Below are 17,859 nucleotides of genomic sequence, written 5' to 3'. Positions count from 1 at the left end.
CGCAGTCAGTAGTAATTCTCGTCGTCGCTGCGGATTTTTACGACAATCTTATCGCGCACATCATCAATCGACATCTCTAAATGGATATCACTGCCGCAGGCAGGGCATTCATCTTGGTAGTCCTGTGCGCCTTGCGAGGCATCGATGCTGAGATGGATGTGGTGACCACAGTGTGGGCATAACACCGCTGCATCGTGAAGCTTGTCTGCATTCATGAGAGCACCTCATTCGTTGCTTGTCATGCTTAGAGTATGGAACATGAATGCTGGGGAACGCCAACTTTAACGGGAAAATAGCAAAGCGATGCCGATAACCGCAATCAGCGCACCGCTAATACTGCGACCTGTAGGTGGTTCGCCTCGCCACCACTGAATAGGAATTAACCACAGCGGGGCTGTTGCTAACAGCGTTTGGGCTAAGCCTGGGTGCAAATAAGCAATCGCCGTTTGTTGTAACCAGATCGCCAAAAACGTGCCCATAACGATGGCAATGAGAAGCCACGGTAAGGACGTATGCCGCAAGGCGGCGCGTGTCTGTATGATCATCGTGGGTTTAAGAAGCAACAGGGCAATGGTGAGTGCAAAAGTACCCGCTGCGAGCCGGACAAAGGCCGCTTGCAAGGGGTTAATTGAAAAGCTTGCTAAGGCTTCGAAGGCCATAACTAAACCCAAGGCCTGACAAAACGCTGCGCCCGTTGCAGCGGCCATTCCTGCCTTTGTTAATGGCTGTCGTACGCTGGCTCCACCGCGGTCTGTGACAATAATAAGTATGCCTACTAACACGACTAATGCTGCGCCTACTTCGCTCCAGCTCATTGCTTCGCGCAGCCCCAGCCAAGCGATAGCGGCGGCAAACGGTGGTGCCAAGTATTCGAAAAGCATGGTGTGCCAAGGGCCGATTCGGCGTAAAGCGGTGAAATAAAGCGTATCGCCAAGGGTGATGCCGATGACACCACTGGCAAGTAACAGCCAAGCGGCAGTACTGCCGTCAAACGTTACCAGTTGCCCACTTAACAGGCCGACGATAAAGAGTAGGGGAACTGCAACAAATCCTTTGACTAAATTGAGCTGGCTGGCGGACAAATAGCTCCCTGCCTGACTGTAGAGCAGGGTGGCTAAGGCCCAAAACAAGGCGGCGAAGAGAGCGGCTAAAGGGCCGATAATCCATTCCATAACTGCGGATGATAACCTTAGTTGAAACTCACGCCAATAGCTGCGTTGCGCCAATAGGCACGGTGCGGTATAGTTCACGTTTCGTTGAATCACAAGTGGCACATGGTAGGTGTCACCACTGTTAAAGGAACTCAAGAATGCCTGTAGTAACGCTGCCTGATGGAAGTCAACGCGCTTTCGATAAACCTGTCTCAATTCTCGAAGTAGCTCAAGATATCGGTCCTGGTCTTGCCAAAGCCACAGTCGCTGGCAAAATCAACGGCGAGTTAGTGGACGCTTGTGAGCTGATTACTGATGACGCTGCGGTCCATATTATCACCCCGAAAGACGAAGATGGCGTGCATATTATTCGCCACTCGTGCGCGCACCTACTGGGTCATGCGTTAAAACAGTTATTCCCCGAGGCTAAAATGGCCATTGGGCCGGTGATCGATAACGGTTTTTATTACGATGTTGATATCGATAAAGCCCTTACCCAAGACGACTTAGATGCGCTTGAAAAGCGTATGAAAGAGTTAGCCAAAACTGAATATCAAGTTGTAAAGAAAAAAGTCAGTTGGCAACAGGCGCGGGAAACCTTTGTGGCGCGGCATGAGCCTTATAAAGTCGAGATTCTTGATGACGATATTAGTCAAGACGACTCGCCAGGCCTTTATCATCATGAAGAATATGTCGACATGTGTCGTGGCCCGCACGTACCAACGATGAAATTCTGCCAACACTTTAAAGTGATGAAAGTGGCGGGTGCCTATTGGCGTGGTAGTTCAGACAATAAAATGCTGCAACGGATCTACGGCACCGCGTGGGCAGACAAGAAACAATTAAAGGCCTACCTACAGCGGTTGGAAGAAGCTGAAAAGCGCGACCATCGTAAAATCGGTAAGTCGCAAGACTTATTCCATTGGCAAGAAGAAGCGCCAGGCATGGTGTTTTGGCATCACAACGGTTGGACTATTTTTCAGGAACTGGAAAATTATGTGCGCGAAAAACTGCGTGAATATGACTACCAGGAAGTGAAAGGTCCATTGATGATGGACCGTGTGCTGTGGGAAAAGTCAGGTCACTGGGAAAAATTCTCAGAGTTGATGTTCACCACCGCCTCGGAAAATCGCGAATACGCAATCAAGCCGATGAACTGCCCTGGCCATGTACAGATATTCAACCAAGGCTTGAAGTCCTATCGTGACCTACCGTTACGTATGGCTGAGTTTGGCTGTTGCCATCGTAATGAGCCATCAGGTGCACTACACGGTTTAATGCGTGTGCGAGGCTTTACGCAAGACGATGCGCACGTTTTCTGTACGCCTGAGCAAGTACAAAGTGAAGTCAGTGCTTGTATTCAAATGGTTTATGAAACCTACAAGACATTTGGCTTCGAAGAGATTGTTGTGAAGCTGTCAACGCGTCCAGAAAAGCGGTTAGGCGATGATGCAACCTGGGACCATGCTGAACAAGCGCTCGCTGAAGCATTAAAGAATAACGGTATCGAATTTGAATACCTGCCTGGTGAAGGGGCGTTCTACGGACCCAAAATTGAATTCACCTTACATGATTGTCTCGGTCGTGCATGGCAGTGCGGTACGGTCCAGCTCGATTTTGCCTTGCCGGGTCGCTTAGGTGCCACCTACGTGGGTGAAGACAACGAGCGTCATACGCCAGTGATGATCCACCGAGCGATTCTTGGCTCACTTGAGCGCTTCATGGGTATTCTTATTGAAGAATACGCGGGTTATTTCCCGGTTTGGCTGGCGCCAACTCAAGTTGTGGTGATGAATATTACCGATAATCAGGCCGATTACGTAAAAAATACGGTAAAAGAGTTGAATAAACTCGGATTTAGGGCGACAGCCGACTTGAGAAATGAGAAAATAGGCTTTAAAATTCGTGAACACACATTAAAACGTGTTCCTTATATGTTGGTTGTCGGTGATAAAGAGATCGAAAACCAAGCGGTTGCGGTACGTACGCGTCGCGGTGAAGACCAAGGCGTAAAAGGCCTGGAGCAATTTATTGCAGAGCTTACCGATGCAGTACGTAGTCGCAAAATTAGTTAATTGATTGGAGGAATGACCCATTAAAGGCGGAAAAAGAACTCAGAAACCTGCTGACAAAAATCGTATCAACGAAGATATTCGCGTCAATGAAGTACGTTTAATCGGAGTTGACAGTGAACAGATTGGTGTCGTAAGTATTCAAGAAGCTCTTGAGAAGGCCCAAGAGGCTGGTGTTGATCTGGTGGAAATTAGCCCGAATGCGGAGCCACCAGTGTGTCGTCTGATGGATTATGGCAAGTTCCTCTACGAAAAAGCTAAGAACGCAAAAGAGCAAAAGAAAAATCAGAAACAAATTCAGGTGAAGGAAGTTAAGTTCCGTCCTGGTACTGATGAAGGCGATTATCAGGTAAAACTGCGCAACCTGACTCGCTTTTTAGAGGGAGGTGACAAAACTAAAGTCACTATCCGTTTCCGTGGCCGTGAAATGGCGCACCAAGAAATTGGTATTGAATTGTTAAATCGTATTAAAGACGATTTACAAGAGATATCAACTCTTGAGTCGTTCCCAAGACGGGCTGAGGGTCGCCAGATGATTATGGTTCTGGCCCCTGCCAAGAAGTAACTGTGGTTTACAAGTAGTAAGGTTTCGACCGAGCTCACCCTGTTACACTTTTATGTTAACAATGCGGAGTTATTTTCATGCCGAAAATGAAATCCAATAAAGGCGCGTCAAAGCGCTTTAAAAAAACCGCTTCAGGCGGTTTCAAGTGCAAGCAATCACACTTGCGTCACATCCTGACTAAGAAGAGCTCAAAGCGGAAGCGTCACCTACGTGCGAAAAGCATGGTGCACGAAGCCGACGTTCAATTAGTCGCACGTATGTTACCGTACGCATAAGGAAGGAGACAGCAAATGGCACGAGTTAAACGTGGTGTGATCGCGCGTGCGCGTCACAAGAAAGTCCTGAAGCAGGCGAAAGGTTATTATGGTGCTCGTTCACGTGTTTATCGCGTAGCGAAGCAAGCGGTTATCAAAGCAGGTCAATATGCTTATCGTGACCGCCGTGCAAAGAAACGTCAATTCCGTCAATTATGGATTGTGCGTATCAATGCTGCGGCCCGTCAAAGTGGTTTGTCATACAGCCGCTTTATTAACGGCTTGAAAAAAGCATCGGTAGAAATCGATCGTAAAATCTTGGCTGACATTGCAGTACACGACCAAAAAGGTTTTGCTGCATTGGTAGAGAAAGCTAAAAGCTCTCTGTAAGCCATGAAGAAAGTTGAAAAAGGGAGCATGATTGCTCCCTTTTTTTATGCTTTTTCGCTATGATAGACGCATATACTGGGTTTCAATTATGCCGCTGGTCGGCATTCACGCATCATCGAGGAAGGTCATGGAGTTAAATGACATTGTAGCGAAGGCTGAAGCAGCCGTCGCAGAGGCAACGACACCACAAGAATTAGACAGCGTGCGGGTCGAATATATGGGTAAGAAAGGCTTATTGACTGAGCAACTAAAAAGCTTAGGTAAGCTATCTGCCGAAGAGCGTCCCGCCGCGGGGCAAGCGATCAATCAAGCCAAGCAGCAAGTGCAGCAGGCCATTAATGCACGCAATGAGGCGCTTAAGCAAGCGCAATTGGCCGAAAAATTGGCGGCTGAGCGTATCGATGTCACCATGCCAGGCCGTCGTGCCGCAGTCGGGGGCTTGCATCCGGTAACCCAGACCATTCAACGTATTGAACAATTTTTTGGCGACTTAGGCTTTCGCGTGGTGGAAGGCCCAGAAGTGGAAGACGACTTCCATAACTTTGATGCTTTGAACATTCCTGCGAATCATCCGGCGCGGGCCGATCACGATACCTTCTACTTTACGCCAAAGACGATGTTGCGAACGCAAACCTCGGGCGTTCAGATCCGTACCATGGAGCATGAGCAGCCGCCGTTACGGATCATCTCTCCGGGCCGAGTTTATCGGAATGATTACGACCAAACACACACACCAATGTTTCATCAGGTTGAAGGTTTAATGGTCGACACCGACGTTAGCTTTACGCAGTTGAAAGGCATTTTGGAAGACTTTCTAGTGAACTTCTTCGAAGAGTCTTTAGAAGTGCGTTTTCGCCCCTCGTATTTTCCGTTCACCGAGCCTTCTGCCGAAGTCGATGTGCGCCGTAAAGATGGCCAATGGCTAGAGGTTCTGGGTTGCGGAATGGTGCACCCAAAAGTGTTGCAGTCGGTGGGTATCGATAGCGAAAAGTACACTGGCTTCGCGTTTGGTATGGGCGTTGAGCGCCTGACGATGTTGCGCTATGGCGTGAATGACCTACGTGCGTTTTTTGAAAACGACGTGCGCTTCTTGAAACAGTTTAATTAAGTTCGGGTGCAGAGATGAAATTTAGTGAAAAATGGCTACGCAGTTGGGTAAATCCTGCGCTTGACCAAGTTGAATTAGCAGAACAGTTGAGCATGGCTGGGCTGGAAGTTGACGATGTTACGCCAGTTGCAGAAGCATTTAGCTCAGTTGTGGTTGGTGAAGTGACCAAATGTTGGCAACATCCCGACGCCGATAAATTACAAGTAACCGAAGTTGATGTTGGCGCTGACGAGCCGACCACCATCGTTTGTGGTGCGCCGAATTGCCGACAAGGTTTGAAAGTTGCGGTCGCAACCGTTGGCGCTGTATTGCCTGGCGATTTCAAAATCAAAAAAGCCAAACTACGTGGGCAACCCTCTCACGGCATGCTTTGCTCAAATTCAGAGCTGGGTCTAACGGACGATCACGATGGTATTGTTGAGCTACCAAGTGATGCTCCTGTGGGCATGGATTACCGCGATTACCTTGAGTTAAATGATGTCACCTTCGATGTTGATCTAACACCAAACCGGGCCGACTGTCTGGGCCTGCGAGGCATTGCACGCGAAGTTGGCGTATTGAACCGTATGGCTGTGAATGCGCCAGAGGTTCCGGCAGTCACGGTAGCTCATCAACAGCATCGTGACATTGAGTTAATTGCTGAAGAGGCCTGCCCGCGCTATTTAGGGCGCGTGTTGACGAACGTTAATGTGAAGGCGGAGACGCCATTATGGCTGTCTGAGCGGTTACGCCGCAGTGGCATACGCAGTATCGATCCAGTGGTTGATATTACCAACTACGTGTTACTGGAGTTGGGTCACCCGATGCATGCGTTTGATAACGACAAACTCAGTGGTGCCGTGCAAGTGCGCATGGCGAAAGCCGAAGAAAAGCTTACCTTATTAGATGGCAATGAAGTGACATTGCAAGATGATGTACTGGTGATTGCCGATAGCGAGCAAGCGTTGGCTATGGCGGGTGTGTTTGGCGGTGAAAGTAGTGGTGTTACCACGGAAAGCCAAAACATCTTCCTCGAAAGTGCCTTTTTCGCACCTGCGGCCATTGCTGGCCGTGCGCGACGCTTTGGTTTACATACCGATGCCTCACATCGCTACGAGCGGGGGGTTGATCCCGAATTACAACGCCAAGCTATGGAACGCGCGAGCCAATTGATAATTGATATCTGCGGTGGTGAAGCGGGGCCGGTGATTGAAGCGAAAGCTGATCGTTATTTACCGCAACCGCAACAGGTAACCCTGCGTAAAGAGCGCTTAGCCCGAGTACTTGGTATTCGCATTGATGACGCGCAGGTAACTGAAATACTTGAACGCTTAGGCTTTGATGTTGTGTCCGACGCAGACCAATGGCAGGTGTCCGTGCCAACCTTCAGGTTTGATATTGCCATCGAGGAAGACTTGATTGAAGAGGTGGCACGCATATACGGCTATCATCGTATCGAAGCAGCTGCCCCGGCAGCACAATTACGCATGGTAAGCCGCAAAGAAGCCCACTTGAGTGGCAGCAGCTTTAAGAATCTTTTGGTTGACCGCGGTTACCAAGAAGCGATTACCTACAGTTTTGTCGATCCTAAGCATCAGGCATTGTTATTTGCCGAATCGCCGACGTTAAACTTGCCACACCCGATTAGCGTTGATATGTCATCCATGAGGGTGAGCTTGTGGCCTGGCCTTATCGGTGCCGTGGCGCATAACCAAAAACGCCAGCAGCAGAGCTTAGCCTTCTGCGAAACCGGTTTACGTTTTGTGCCAGAGCGAGATGCCGAAAATGGTGTTCAACAACAAGCGATGCTGGCCGGTATCCGCGCCGGTAAAGTGCAGTTAGAACACTGGGATGAAACCGAGCGCGCCGTCGACTTTTTTGATATCAAAGGTGACGTAGAAGCCGTATTAGCAACAACGGGTGAAGCGGAATTATACACCTTCGTTGCTGAAGCGCATCCAGCGCTTCATCCAGGGCAATCTGCTGCCATCTTTAAAAATGGCAAGTGTGTTGGTTATGCCGGCGCTATTCACCCGCAATTTGAGAAAAAACTGGGCCTAAACGGTCGTACGTTCGTGTTTGAACTTGAGTTAGATGCGATAGCACAGCGCCGTTTACCAGCTGCCAAACCTATTTCTCGCTTCCCATCGATTCGTCGCGACCTTGCGATTGTTGTACCAACTCAGCTAGCGGTTGGTGAAATTATCAAGGCTATTGAAAAGGTTGGCGTAAATCATTTAGTTGACCTAAACTTATTTGACGTTTATGAAGGGACAGGAGTTGCTGATGGTTATCGCAGTTTAGCCTTGTCGTTAACCTTACAACACGATGATCGCACTCTTGAAGATCAAGAAATCAATACAGCTGTTAAAGCTGTGGTTGAAATGCTGACAAACGAATTTGGGGCAACCCTGAGGGAGTAAGCTATGGCGCTGACCAAGGCCGAAATGGCCGAGCATCTATTTGAAAAATTTGGCATCAACAAAAGCGATGCGAAAGATTTGGTCGAAAATTTCTTTGAAGAGATCCGTCGTACTCTTGAGCAAGGCGAGGAAGTTAAACTTTCTGGTTTCGGAAACTTCGAGTTAAGGACTAAGAATGAACGTCCTGGTCGAAACCCAAAAACCGGTGAAGATATTCCTATTTCCGCCCGACGGGTGGTTACCTTCCGCCCAGGACAAAAACTCAAGCAACGGGTAAGCACTGCAAAACCCAAGAGCTAGAAACTAAAAAAGCCGCTCATTACGCAACCGTAAGAGCGGCTTTTTATATGTTGTAGCGGGGCGATTCTATTTAAAGAATAAGCTACTAAAAGGATTCAATAAGCGGCTAACACCCGAAGTGAAATGCATCGGTGCATCTAATGCTGCCAATGTTAGGCAGTCTTCTTGGCGCGTTTCTGGTGTGTGTTTGACCTTACCATCTAAAAACATGATATCGCCATCACGGTATTCAGAGGTCTCGTCATTAAAGACGCCATTCACCACTAATGTCGCTTCATTACCTTTGTGAGTATGCTCAGCCACACGAGTGTTCTCAGCCATATAAATCATGGTTAAAACATCCTGACCGCCTACTTGCACAGGGGCGCGCCACATTTTGCCAATCAGCTTCTGCCACTGACCAATACGGTGATGGTTGCGGGCTAAGGTAGCCGGTAACTCAAAGCGTTTACCTTCCAAAATTAATTCGTTGGAAAGCTTCACTACTTTATCATCATGCTGCTGCGGCGTTTGAGCCATAATTTCGGCAAGCATAGCAGCACCGTCGAAGCCTTCGTTACCAGCTTCAAACTCCTCAGGGAGTTGTGCTTGACCGAATAACTTGTTTGCTAACGCCGTTTCCATCTCTTGTGCTGTATTTGCACACTGAGGGCACATATCGACATGCGTACCGACCATCATTAACATGGCAGGAGACAGTTCTCCGGTCACATAATTAAATAAATACTCTTCACTGGGATGAAACTTAATCATTGCGTTGCACCAATTCTTTCAATTTCTGTAAGGCTAAGCGAGTACGAGACTTTACTGTGCCAAGCGGTATGCCTAGCGCATCAGCCACCTCTTGTTGAGATTTACCCACTACATAGATCATTTCAATGACCGTACGTTGTGCTTTGGGTAGTTCCTCACAATAGTTGGCAAGTTGCTGCATCAGCAATTCATCGTCGAGGCCGTAATCATCGTTAAAACTTTCGTTTTGCTCAGCAAGCACAGGCCATAATTCATCAGCACTCAAGTCATATTGGCGATGCTTATTTTTGCGAAGGATATCAAAACGAATATTACGTGCTATGGTAAAAATCCAAGTGGAAGCTGAACCGCGATCAGGTTTAAACAAGTGCGCCTTCTTCCAGACATTGGTCATGGTTTCTTGCACCAAATCCATGGCGGTTTGTTCATTCCCAAACTGGCGTGTGGCATAAGCTTTCAAGCGTGGCGCGAAATAAGCAAACAACTCACTAAAAGCTCTACGAGATTGTTCGTTCGCAACGAGAGATAGCAAAGCCGCAGCATGGTCTGGATTATCAGGCTGCGCAGAGGACATAGATTTAGATCTTATATTGGTTTCAGTCGCTGTCTGCATAGTATTCCCTATAGGGCGTTTACTCAAGTTACTTAAGCTTACGCCGCCAACTTTATTCCGGATCACTTATAGTTTCACTTTCGCGAATTAAACTTTTTAGGTATTCCAATGCCGGCAGGCACGATTGCTCACGCAACAGCTCCTGTTTAACCTGGGCGCTAATGGGTAACAGTTCGAGCCATCGTTGACACACCCAGTCAGCATGGCTGAGGCACTCGCCAGACGGGCAAGAACCGAGTTCGGGGTATTCCTTGTAAACCTCACATAGCCGTGTCGCCAGGTGTTGATAGTCGTCATCTAGCGAGTGTTGAGGCCAGTTGTTATGACGTTCGATAGTGCCGCTTCTGAGGCCATCGTTCGCTACGTCTATCGAAGTAATTTCACCTATTTCTACACCTTCAACCGTGATCCCTAGTAAGCCATCATCGCGATGCTCAAAGTCGATCACTTTCGCTAACGTTGCTAGGGCGTGAATATGTGTGTTGTGTTCAATGGATCCCTGCTCGTTAAACATACACATACCTATTAAGCCCTGTTCTCCTTTGCTACACACCTCGCGAATCATACGCAAATAGCGCGGTTCGAATATTTTCAACTGCATGATTCCGCCGGGCAAAACATGCCCAGATAACGGAAACAATGGTATGTTGGTAAGTGTAGGAGTCATATAAAACGTCTCTTTTAGCTGATAGCGTTTAAATTCAATTAGCTTAGTTACGCCAAAGGTTAACTTTTAGATCGATGGCGATGAACCTTTTTACGCGGTCGGCGTACCTTAAATTGCAGTTCAATAAATAGAGGGATGTATGCAGCAAATCAAAGTAGGGATCAGTGCTTGCCTGTTAGGCGATGAGGTGCGCTTTGACGGTGGTCACAAGCGCTCTGCGTTTTGCACCGACGAGCTTGGACGACATGTGCAGTTTGTCAAACTTTGTCCAGAGGTAGGCATAGGTATGCCGGTGCCTCGCCCCACCATACGCTTAGAACAAAGCCCAGATGGCCCCCGCGCCATTGTTCCTAAAACAGGGGAAGATGTTACCGAGCGGTTGATTGCTTTCGCCGATCGCTCTCAGCCTCATATTGAACAGATCAGCGGTTACGTACTTTGTGCGAAGTCACCGAGTTGCGGTATGGAACGCGTGAAGCTTTACAACCCAGAAAATGGGCACGCGCGAAAAGAAGCACAAGGCATCTTCGCCGCGCAATTACAGCAGCGTTATCCGGCGTTACCACTAGAGGAAGATGGTCGCCTTAATGATCCGCAGTTACGGGAAAACTTTGTGATGCGGGTGTTCGTTTACGCTAGCTGGAAAAGCCTGCCGAGCCCTATGTCAAAAGCCGATTTGCTGAACTTTCATACCAGCTTGAAGTTGCTGCTCTTAGCCCATAATCAGCAAGTTTATCGCGAGTTAGGTCGCCGGGTTGCGAAAATTTCGGAAGTGGACAACGCTACCGCAAAGAGCTATATCGAAAGTGTCATGACGGCGTTATCAGCCCCTGCAACACGGGCCAACCACACGAATGTTTTACAGCATATTCAAGGCTACTTTAAAAGCCATCTCAACGAAGCGCAGCGCGAAGAGCTTACCGAGACGATTTTAGCGTACCGCGAAGGTGTTGAGCCGTTGTTGGTGCCATTAACTCTCCTGCGGCACTACTTGCGCGAATACCCTAATGCCTACCTGTCGGGCCAAACCTACTTGAACCCTTATCCAAAAGACTTGAAATTGAGGTATGCACTTTAATGGCTTCATTAATTTGGTTTCGCAATGACCTGCGCTTACGAGATAACCCGGCGGTGGCAGCTGCATTGTCAGCCACCGCTAATGATGAACCGATCTATGCTTTGTATCTTTATAGTGAGGAGCAATGGCGTCGACATCACTGGGCGCCGATTAAAGTGGACCTACTATGGCGCCATTTAGAGCAGCTTCAACAAGAAGCTGCCGAGTGGGGCATTCAGTTACACGTAAAGCGGGTTCAAAATTGGCAAACCGTGCCGCGCGTTGTGCGTGATTTTTGTGGTGAATTCAATATTTCTGAAGTCATGTTTAACTGTGAGTATCCGCTTGATGAACAACGTCGCGATCGAGCGACGCGGAGTTGGTTGGCGGAACAGGGCATCGGCGTACAAGATTTTCATGGCTTAGTGTTGGTGCCACCGGTACTACGAACTCAGGCTGGTGACTACTACAAGAAATTTACGCCTTACTTTCGTTCTTGGCTTGAACACCTTCGAGTAAGTGGGGTTCCGGCACCTTATGGTAAGCCCGAGCGGCAGCCGGTGACTCCGCCTGAGCTGCCAGCGTCGATAGCATATGAGCGTAGTGATAGCAGTGCCTGGAAGGTTGGGGAAGAAGCATGTTATCAGCAGTTGGATCAATTTATCGACGCCACGGTAGCTGATTACAATAGTGACCGCGATAGACCGGCGATTGCTGGCACCTCTAAACTTTCGCCGTACTGGGAACTAGGCATCTTGGCTCCGCAGGCAGCGGCGAGACGACTTCAGCGTGGGGTTCCCGAGTTTCCCGACGGTCTTAACGAGGGCGCGAAAACCTGGCTTAGCGAACTTGCTTGGCGGGAATTTTATCAACACTTGATGGATGCCGTGCCGCGGTTAAGTTACGGCAAAGCTTTTCAGCAACATACCGAAGCTTTTCCGTGGCGCTCAAGCGAAAATGATTTCAAAGCTTGGTGTGAAGGGCGCACTGGGTTTCCGATAGTGGATGCGGGGATGCGTCAACTCAAAAACGAAGGTTGGATGCATAACCGAGTGCGCATGATTGTCGCGAATTTTTTAGTAAAAGACCTACATATCGATTGGCGCAAAGGCGAGCGCTATTTCATGGAGCACCTGATTGATGGCAGCTTTCCCGCTAATAACGGTGGCTGGCAATGGAGCGCGTCAACCGGTACCGATGCCGTGCCTTATTTTCGTGTGTTTAATCCCACTTCACAGAGCAAAAAAGTTGATCCAGATGGCACTTATATTCGTTCTTATGTCAAAGAGTTAGCAGACTGTCCAACGAGTGCGATTCATGAGCCCCAAGCATGGCTCAAACAAAATTCGGTGGATTATCCCGAACCCATTGTGAATCACAAGCAGGCGAGAGAAGAATTTCTGCGTAAGTTCAAAGCATTGTAGAAAACCAGCTACACTTATGGGTGAGCTAAATTTTGACAACATTAGTGAGCTAAAGGAGGCATTAGGATGGCTGATAACAAAGCGCAAGAACTTGCCGAGCAGGAAGACTATCCAGAAGTCATTCAACGCTTACGGAAGTATTACGACGAGTTCAGTGAGGTGAGTATTGATGAGCTCAGTGAGCTTTATCATGATGATGTGACCTTTATTGATCCGATTCATCATGTGCAAGGGCTCGATGATCTTAAAAGTTACTTCAAGGGCACGATGGATGGTGTGAAGCAATGCCATTTCGCGTTTACCGAGTGGGCACAAAATGAACAGCAGTTTTTTGTTAATTGGCAGATGCGCCTGCAGCACCCGAAGCTTGCCGATGGCCAAGAAATTGTGGTGCCTGGCGTGAGCCACTTAGAGTTCGAAGACGACAAGATTATTCATCAACGCGATTATTACGATCTCGGTGCGATGATCTACGAACATGTCACTTTGCTCGGCTATGTCATAAATAAAATCAAAGCGCGGATGGTGCCTTAATGAGTGATCCAATGCAGGTTCTAATTACCGGTGCGACGTCCGGAATAGGTAAACAATTAGCACTCGATTACGCCGCCGAAGGCCACCATGTGGTGGCTTGTGGGCGCAATCAACAGGCGTTGAGCGAGCTCGAACAGCGGTATCCAGAACATATCGCCGGCCAAGTGCTAGATATGACGAATGCACAAGAGACAGTGCAGGCGTTGCGCGCCTATAGCAATGTTGATGTGGTTATCCTTGTGGCTGGTTTGTGTGAGTATCTTGATGTTGATAATTTTAGCGCCGACTTATTTGCTCGGGTGTTCGATGTCAATGTGGTTGGCACCATGCGCTGCGTCGAGGGCTTATTACCGAACCTGCGTGCTGGCTCCAAGTTAGTGATTGTCGGCAGTACCGCGCGACTCCTGCCTTTCACCAAGGCGCAAGCTTACGGCGGCTCAAAAGCCGCGCTACACTACATTACGCAAAGCTTGCAGGTTGACCTCGCAGAGCGCGGCATTAAAGTTTTAAGTGTATCGCCCGGTTTTGTCGAAACTCCCATGACCCAACAGAACGACTTTGAAATGCCAATGCAAGTGAGCGTTGAGTTTGCCTCTAACTCAATTCGCCGAGGGATCGCCAAAAACAAGGTTGATATTACCTTCCCCCGTACCTTCGGTTGGTTTCTTAAATTTGCTTCGCGCTTGCCACAGAGCTGGCAACTAGCCCTGTCTCGACGCTTTAAGCAGGCGTCTTAACACTTTAATTTGGAATAATGGATGAAGATTGCAGTTATAGGTAGTGGCATTGCAGGGATGACCTGTGCACACTTTTTAAGTGAGGCGCATGATGTACAACTGTATGAGAAGAATGACTACATTGGCGGCCATACCCATACCGTCGATGTTGAGGTGCAAGGCAAATCCTATGCGGTAGATACCGGGTTTATTGTCTTTAACGATCGTACCTACCCGAATTTCCGTGCTTTGATGCGCAAGATAGGCGTCGACTGGCGTGACACTGAAATGAGTTTTAGTGTTCGTGACCCAGTCTCGGGGCTTGAGTACAATGGTCACTCGCTAAATACGCTGTTTGCACAACGAAAAAATCTATTCAGCCCATCGTTCTATCGTCTGGTTAAGGGGATTTTGGCGTTTAATAAGCAAGCCAAAAGGGCGCACCAGCAACTTGATAGTGAAGTTGAGCAAACCCTTGGCGAGTTCCTGCAGCAACAGCAACTGCCACAACCTGTTGCTGATTACTATTTACTGCCGATGGTGGCAGCGATTTGGTCAGCAAGTATTGATGATGCGGCTGATTTCCCGTTAGATTTCTTCTTACGTTTTTTCGAGAACCATGGGCTGCTTAATGTCGCGGATCGACCTCAGTGGGCAACCATTAATGGCGGTTCATCGGCTTATATCGAGCCGCTGATTGGTTCACTAATAGAGGCTGGAAGAGTCCACACCAATGCCGCTATCGTGGCTGTTCATCGGCATGTGGAAGGACGTCAGCATGCGGTTAGCCTAGAATTTGCTTCGGGTGAATGGATTGATTTTGATGAGGTCATTTTTGCCACACACAGTGACCAAGCGCTGGAATTATTGGCGCAACCTACGGCGCAGGAAACCGAGGTTTTAGCAGCGATACCCTATCAAAGTAACGATGTAGTGTTACATACAGACATTCGGTTATTGCCCCGTGAACCTCGTGCGTGGGCAAGTTGGAACTACTTGCTGCACGGTACAGACGATGCTCGTCAACGGCCAAGCTCCGTTACCTACAACATGAATATACTGCAAGGTATTGAAGCACCAGAAACCTTTTGTGTGACATTGAATAATACCGATGCAATTCAGCCGGATAAAATTTTACGGCGTTTTACCTATGACCATCCGGTTTATAGTTTGCAATCGATGCAGGCACGCTCACAACGTAGCGCTATTTGTGGCCAACAGCATACCCACTTTTGTGGTGCCTACTGGTACAACGGCTTTCATGAAGACGGCGTTCGCAGTGCACTCGATGTTGTGCGTCGGCTTGGAGTGGAATGGCATGCTCAATAGTGCGATTTTACGTGGCCGTGTGTATCACCATCGACTTAAGCCAACCCAGCATAAGTTTGATTACCCTATTGCTCAGTGGTGGCTGGCCCTCGATGAACTTGAACAACTGCATAGCCAAAGTCGGTTGTTCTCCACCCGTGGATTTGCCCCCTTATGGTTTCGCCGTCAAGACTACCTTGCTGACACGAAGACGAGTGTGCGGAGCGATTTAAGCACAGCGGTACGCGCCAAAATGTCCGAAATCGCTGGCGAAAAGCTTAAAGGTCGTGTGTTTTTTCTTGGTAATCTGCGTACATTTGGGCTCTATTTTAGTCCGATTAACTGCTATTTCTTGCAATGCCCGAACGAACGAGATTTTCGTTATATGCTGGCGGAAGTTAGCAATACGCCTTGGAATGAGCGTCACTACTATTTGCTCGATCTAACGAAGGAGCTTAGCCACGACAAGGCGTTTCACGTTTCGCCATTTAACCCCATTGATATGCGCTACGAATGGCAAATTAAACCGCCACGCATGCAGGCGAACCATCAGAGCTTAATTCACTTAGCGGCTCGCAAGGGAGCGCGCCATTTTACTGCGACGTTAAAGTTACATCGTCACGAATTGAACCCAAAATCCATTCGGCACGTACTCTATAGATATCCGGTGAATACCTTGACCACCGTAAGCGCTATTTATTGGCAAGCGTTGCGGCTTTGGTTCAAGCGAACACCTATCTATGATCACCCATAAAAAACACTTAGAAAGGGGTTAGCGATCCGATGAGTACAGACACAGCGCTACTGATAGACAAGCAAGGTAGCACCACCGATAAATGGGCCCGTCGTGCCGTAGTTCGGTTGCTCAATGGCTTAGAGCAAGGGTATGTCACCTTGTCCGAGCAAGGACAAGTAATCGGCCATTTCGGTAGCGAGAAAAGTGACTTAAAAGCCGAAATTAATGTTTTAAAGCCAGAGTTCTATCGTAAGTTATTACTTGGCGGTAGCATCGCCTCTGGCGAGACCTTTATCGATCAAGCTTGGGAAACACCCGACTTAACCAAAGTAATTCAATTATTCGCCCGAAACTTGCCCGCACTAGATGCATTTGAAGCAAAGTTCCGATGGTTAGTCATGCCTTGGCAAAAATTTCAACATTGGCGTCGCCGCAACCATAAACAGCAGGCGAAAGAAAATATTTCCGCGCATTATGATCTGGGCAATGAGCTTTATCAAAACTTTCTTGACCCGGCAATGCAGTATTCGAGCGCGGTTTATCAAACGCCCGAAGCATCGTTGTCGGAGGCGCAGCAATACAAACTTAAGCGCTTGTGCGATAGCTTAGACTTACAACCAGACGATCATCTGCTGGAAATTGGTACCGGCTGGGGTGGCTTAGCCATTTATGCGGCACAGCATTACGGCTGCAAGGTAACTACCACCACTATCTCCGCTGAACAATTTGACTATGCGCAACAACGAGTAGAAGCCGCTGGTCTCAGCCAGCGTATCACGCTGCTCAAAGAAGATTACCGGGATCTGCAAGGGCAATACGATAAGTTGATTTCCGTTGAAATGATCGAAGCCGTTGGCCGACAGTACATGGCAACCTATTTTGAAACCTGCAGCCGTTTGCTGAAACCTCATGGCAAAATGGCTTTGCAGGCGATTACGATAGCTGACCAACGGATGCCAAGTTATGCCAACTCGGTCGATTTCATTCAACAGCATGTGTTCCCTGGTGGCTTTTTGCCGTCGCTAACGCTGGTCGCGGAAATGTTCACCAAACACACCGACATGGTCGTTCGTCACGTACAAGATATTGGCTTCGATTACGCAAAGACTCTGCGCGATTGGCGCCTAGCTTTTAACCAAGCCTATCCGAATCTTGATCAAGCGTCGTACGATGATAAGTTTTGGCGGCTGTGGAATTTTTACCTTTGTTATTGTGAAGGTGGCTTTCTCGAACGCAGTGTTTCAGCAATGCAATTGGTTGCCACGAAACCGGCATGTCGTTAATGCTCGGCTCGCTGCTTTCCAAGGATAGCCTGCGCAGAGTCGCAGGCCTATTGTGGTTTGATTTGGTATGGTTTTGTACGGTAGCGGGGCGCAACGATTGGTTGCTCGTTGCGCTACCGGTAGTTGCAGTGCAGATCTATCTTAGTAGTACTCGCGTTGGGTTCAATTGGTGGCTCTACCTGCAATTGTTAGTGCTCGGCTTGCTGTTTGAGACGGTGGTTGTGGTAAGCGGTATTCTGGATTTCACGGGGGGCTTTTTGCCACTTTGGCTGGTCGCCCTGTGGCTCGGCTTTGCGGCGATGGTGACAACCACACTCGACTGGTTGGCGGGGCGTTATTTGCTTGCGGCCCTGATAGGTATCGGCTCCGGCCCGATGACCTATGCTATCGGCAGTCGGCTCGGCGCGGCAGAGTTGCAGGTTGACGAATATGTAATGTGGCTCATTTATGGTCTGTTATGGGGGCTTTATATGGTGATTTTTGCTTACCTAATGAAGCGTAATAAGAGACCAAGCGAGGAGTAATC

General features: G+C 48.5%; 20 protein-coding genes. 15 read left to right on the top strand and 5 right to left on the bottom strand.

Features of this window, described 5'->3' with window-relative positions; genetic code table 11:
• Positions 1-5 precede the first annotated feature (5 nt).
• Both PSI9734_RS03400 and PSI9734_RS03395 read right to left on the bottom strand, forming a co-directional pair.
• Positions 6-215, bottom strand: coding sequence for a CPXCG motif-containing cysteine-rich protein (locus tag PSI9734_RS03400; protein WP_173919690.1), 210 nt, complete (start codon positions 213-215; stop codon positions 6-8).
• A gap of 66 nt (positions 216-281) precedes the next feature.
• Positions 282-1,307 (bottom strand): DMT family transporter, encoded by a 1,026-nt coding sequence (locus tag PSI9734_RS03395; RefSeq protein WP_246194704.1) that lies wholly within the window; start codon positions 1,305-1,307, stop codon positions 282-284.
• A gap of 2 nt (positions 1,308-1,309) precedes the next feature.
• On the opposite strand from PSI9734_RS03395, the gene thrS reads away from it, so the two are divergent.
• The 7 genes from thrS to PSI9734_RS03360 all read left to right on the top strand — a co-directional run bounded on the left by thrS (position 1,310) and on the right by PSI9734_RS03360 (position 8,242).
• Positions 1,310-3,226, top strand: coding sequence for a threonine--tRNA ligase (gene thrS, locus PSI9734_RS03390; RefSeq protein WP_173919689.1), 1,917 nt, complete (start codon positions 1,310-1,312; stop codon positions 3,224-3,226).
• A gap of 19 nt (positions 3,227-3,245) precedes the next feature.
• The gene (gene infC, locus PSI9734_RS03385; protein ID WP_173919974.1) at positions 3,246-3,788 is read left to right on the top strand and encodes a translation initiation factor IF-3; all 543 of its coding nucleotides are present in this window, start codon (positions 3,246-3,248) and stop codon (positions 3,786-3,788) included.
• Between the two features lie 77 nt (positions 3,789-3,865).
• Complete coding sequence (gene rpmI / locus PSI9734_RS03380; RefSeq protein ID WP_126762134.1) at positions 3,866-4,063, top strand: 50S ribosomal protein L35; 198 nt, start codon at positions 3,866-3,868, stop codon at positions 4,061-4,063.
• Between the two features lie 15 nt (positions 4,064-4,078).
• Positions 4,079-4,432: a 50S ribosomal protein L20 gene (gene rplT, locus PSI9734_RS03375; protein ID WP_173919688.1), complete on the top strand. Its 354-nt coding sequence runs from the start codon at positions 4,079-4,081 to the stop codon at positions 4,430-4,432.
• A 127-nt stretch (positions 4,433-4,559) separates the two neighbouring features.
• Entirely contained in the window at positions 4,560-5,540 is a 981-nt protein-coding gene (pheS, locus tag PSI9734_RS03370) for a phenylalanine--tRNA ligase subunit alpha (RefSeq protein ID WP_173919687.1), read from the top strand.
• A 14-nt stretch (positions 5,541-5,554) separates the two neighbouring features.
• Positions 5,555-7,942: a phenylalanine--tRNA ligase subunit beta gene (gene pheT / locus PSI9734_RS03365; protein WP_173919686.1), complete on the top strand. Its 2,388-nt coding sequence runs from the start codon at positions 5,555-5,557 to the stop codon at positions 7,940-7,942.
• A 3-nt stretch (positions 7,943-7,945) separates the two neighbouring features.
• A complete protein-coding gene (locus PSI9734_RS03360) occupies positions 7,946-8,242 on the top strand; it encodes an integration host factor subunit alpha (RefSeq protein ID WP_173919685.1) in 297 nt (98 codons plus the stop codon).
• Between the two features lie 66 nt (positions 8,243-8,308).
• Here PSI9734_RS03360 and PSI9734_RS03355 read toward each other — a convergent pair whose 3' ends face one another.
• The 3 genes from PSI9734_RS03355 to PSI9734_RS03345 form a co-directional block, all read right to left on the bottom strand.
• Positions 8,309-8,995, bottom strand: a complete 687-nt coding sequence (locus PSI9734_RS03355; protein ID WP_173919684.1) for a ChrR family anti-sigma-E factor — start codon at positions 8,993-8,995, stop codon at positions 8,309-8,311.
• Positions 8,988-9,569, bottom strand: a complete 582-nt coding sequence (locus tag PSI9734_RS03350) for a sigma-70 family RNA polymerase sigma factor (RefSeq protein ID WP_246194702.1) — start codon at positions 9,567-9,569, stop codon at positions 8,988-8,990. The genes PSI9734_RS03355 and PSI9734_RS03350 overlap by 8 nt, the downstream gene beginning before the upstream one ends.
• A 91-nt stretch (positions 9,570-9,660) precedes the next feature.
• On the bottom strand, positions 9,661-10,275 hold the full coding sequence (locus tag PSI9734_RS03345) for an LON peptidase substrate-binding domain-containing protein (protein ID WP_173919682.1): 615 nt from the start codon (positions 10,273-10,275) through the stop codon (positions 9,661-9,663).
• A gap of 139 nt (positions 10,276-10,414) precedes the next feature.
• On the opposite strand from PSI9734_RS03345, the gene PSI9734_RS03340 reads away from it, so the two are divergent.
• From PSI9734_RS03340 to PSI9734_RS03305, 8 genes are all read left to right on the top strand, one after another.
• Positions 10,415-11,353 carry a YbgA family protein gene (locus tag PSI9734_RS03340; RefSeq protein WP_173919681.1) on the top strand — a complete coding sequence of 313 codons (939 nt, stop codon included), beginning with the start codon at positions 10,415-10,417 and terminating at the stop codon, positions 11,351-11,353.
• Positions 11,353-12,756, top strand: a complete 1,404-nt coding sequence (phrB, locus tag PSI9734_RS03335; protein WP_173919680.1) for a deoxyribodipyrimidine photo-lyase — start codon at positions 11,353-11,355, stop codon at positions 12,754-12,756. The genes PSI9734_RS03340 and phrB overlap by 1 nt, the downstream gene beginning before the upstream one ends.
• 66 nt (positions 12,757-12,822) lie before the next feature.
• Complete coding sequence (locus tag PSI9734_RS03330; protein ID WP_173919679.1) at positions 12,823-13,290, top strand: nuclear transport factor 2 family protein; 468 nt, start codon at positions 12,823-12,825, stop codon at positions 13,288-13,290.
• A gap of 11 nt (positions 13,291-13,301) precedes the next feature.
• Entirely contained in the window at positions 13,302-14,027 is a 726-nt protein-coding gene (locus tag PSI9734_RS03325) for an SDR family NAD(P)-dependent oxidoreductase (protein WP_173919973.1), read from the top strand.
• 21 nt (positions 14,028-14,048) lie between these two features.
• Positions 14,049-15,335, top strand: a complete 1,287-nt coding sequence (locus PSI9734_RS03320; RefSeq protein ID WP_173919678.1) for an NAD(P)/FAD-dependent oxidoreductase — start codon at positions 14,049-14,051, stop codon at positions 15,333-15,335.
• Complete coding sequence (locus tag PSI9734_RS03315; RefSeq protein ID WP_173919677.1) at positions 15,325-16,068, top strand: DUF1365 domain-containing protein; 744 nt, start codon at positions 15,325-15,327, stop codon at positions 16,066-16,068. Before PSI9734_RS03320 ends, PSI9734_RS03315 begins: the two co-directional genes overlap by 11 nt.
• A gap of 29 nt (positions 16,069-16,097) precedes the next feature.
• Positions 16,098-17,333, top strand: coding sequence for an SAM-dependent methyltransferase (locus PSI9734_RS03310; RefSeq protein ID WP_173919676.1), 1,236 nt, complete (start codon positions 16,098-16,100; stop codon positions 17,331-17,333).
• Positions 17,324-17,857 (top strand): DUF2878 domain-containing protein, encoded by a 534-nt coding sequence (locus PSI9734_RS03305; RefSeq protein WP_173919675.1) that lies wholly within the window; start codon positions 17,324-17,326, stop codon positions 17,855-17,857. Before PSI9734_RS03310 ends, PSI9734_RS03305 begins: the two co-directional genes overlap by 10 nt.
• Positions 17,858-17,859 lie beyond the last annotated feature (2 nt).

The organism is Pseudidiomarina piscicola (assembly GCF_902806985.1).
GTDB classification, from domain to species: Bacteria; Pseudomonadota; Gammaproteobacteria; order Enterobacterales; family Alteromonadaceae; genus Pseudidiomarina; species Pseudidiomarina piscicola.
The sequence above is the reverse complement of the archived record's forward strand: the minus strand, read 5'-3'. Positions and strand labels throughout refer to the sequence as shown.

What these genes read in the sequence shown, in the direction of transcription:
- PSI9734_RS03400 (WP_173919690.1), bottom strand. Translation starts at nt 215, where the DNA reads ATGAATGCAGACAAGCTTCACGATGCAGCGGTGTTATGCCCACACTGT.
- thrS (WP_173919689.1), top strand. Translation starts at nt 1,310, where the DNA reads ATGCCTGTAGTAACGCTGCCTGATGGAAGTCAACGCGCTTTCGATAAA.
- rpmI (WP_126762134.1), top strand. Translation starts at nt 3,866, where the DNA reads ATGCCGAAAATGAAATCCAATAAAGGCGCGTCAAAGCGCTTTAAAAAA.
- rplT (WP_173919688.1), top strand. Translation starts at nt 4,079, where the DNA reads ATGGCACGAGTTAAACGTGGTGTGATCGCGCGTGCGCGTCACAAGAAA.
- pheS (WP_173919687.1), top strand. Translation starts at nt 4,560, where the DNA reads ATGGAGTTAAATGACATTGTAGCGAAGGCTGAAGCAGCCGTCGCAGAG.
- pheT (WP_173919686.1), top strand. Translation starts at nt 5,555, where the DNA reads ATGAAATTTAGTGAAAAATGGCTACGCAGTTGGGTAAATCCTGCGCTT.
- PSI9734_RS03360 (WP_173919685.1), top strand. Translation starts at nt 7,946, where the DNA reads ATGGCGCTGACCAAGGCCGAAATGGCCGAGCATCTATTTGAAAAATTT.
- PSI9734_RS03355 (WP_173919684.1), bottom strand. Translation starts at nt 8,995, where the DNA reads ATGATTAAGTTTCATCCCAGTGAAGAGTATTTATTTAATTATGTGACC.
- PSI9734_RS03350 (WP_246194702.1), bottom strand. Translation starts at nt 9,569, where the DNA reads ATGTCCTCTGCGCAGCCTGATAATCCAGACCATGCTGCGGCTTTGCTA.
- PSI9734_RS03345 (WP_173919682.1), bottom strand. Translation starts at nt 10,275, where the DNA reads ATGACTCCTACACTTACCAACATACCATTGTTTCCGTTATCTGGGCAT.
- PSI9734_RS03340 (WP_173919681.1), top strand. Translation starts at nt 10,415, where the DNA reads ATGCAGCAAATCAAAGTAGGGATCAGTGCTTGCCTGTTAGGCGATGAG.
- phrB (WP_173919680.1), top strand. Translation starts at nt 11,353, where the DNA reads ATGGCTTCATTAATTTGGTTTCGCAATGACCTGCGCTTACGAGATAAC.
- PSI9734_RS03330 (WP_173919679.1), top strand. Translation starts at nt 12,823, where the DNA reads ATGGCTGATAACAAAGCGCAAGAACTTGCCGAGCAGGAAGACTATCCA.
- PSI9734_RS03325 (WP_173919973.1), top strand. Translation starts at nt 13,302, where the DNA reads ATGCAGGTTCTAATTACCGGTGCGACGTCCGGAATAGGTAAACAATTA.
- PSI9734_RS03320 (WP_173919678.1), top strand. Translation starts at nt 14,049, where the DNA reads ATGAAGATTGCAGTTATAGGTAGTGGCATTGCAGGGATGACCTGTGCA.
- PSI9734_RS03315 (WP_173919677.1), top strand. Translation starts at nt 15,325, where the DNA reads ATGCTCAATAGTGCGATTTTACGTGGCCGTGTGTATCACCATCGACTT.
- PSI9734_RS03310 (WP_173919676.1), top strand. Translation starts at nt 16,098, where the DNA reads ATGAGTACAGACACAGCGCTACTGATAGACAAGCAAGGTAGCACCACC.
- PSI9734_RS03305 (WP_173919675.1), top strand. Translation starts at nt 17,324, where the DNA reads ATGTCGTTAATGCTCGGCTCGCTGCTTTCCAAGGATAGCCTGCGCAGA.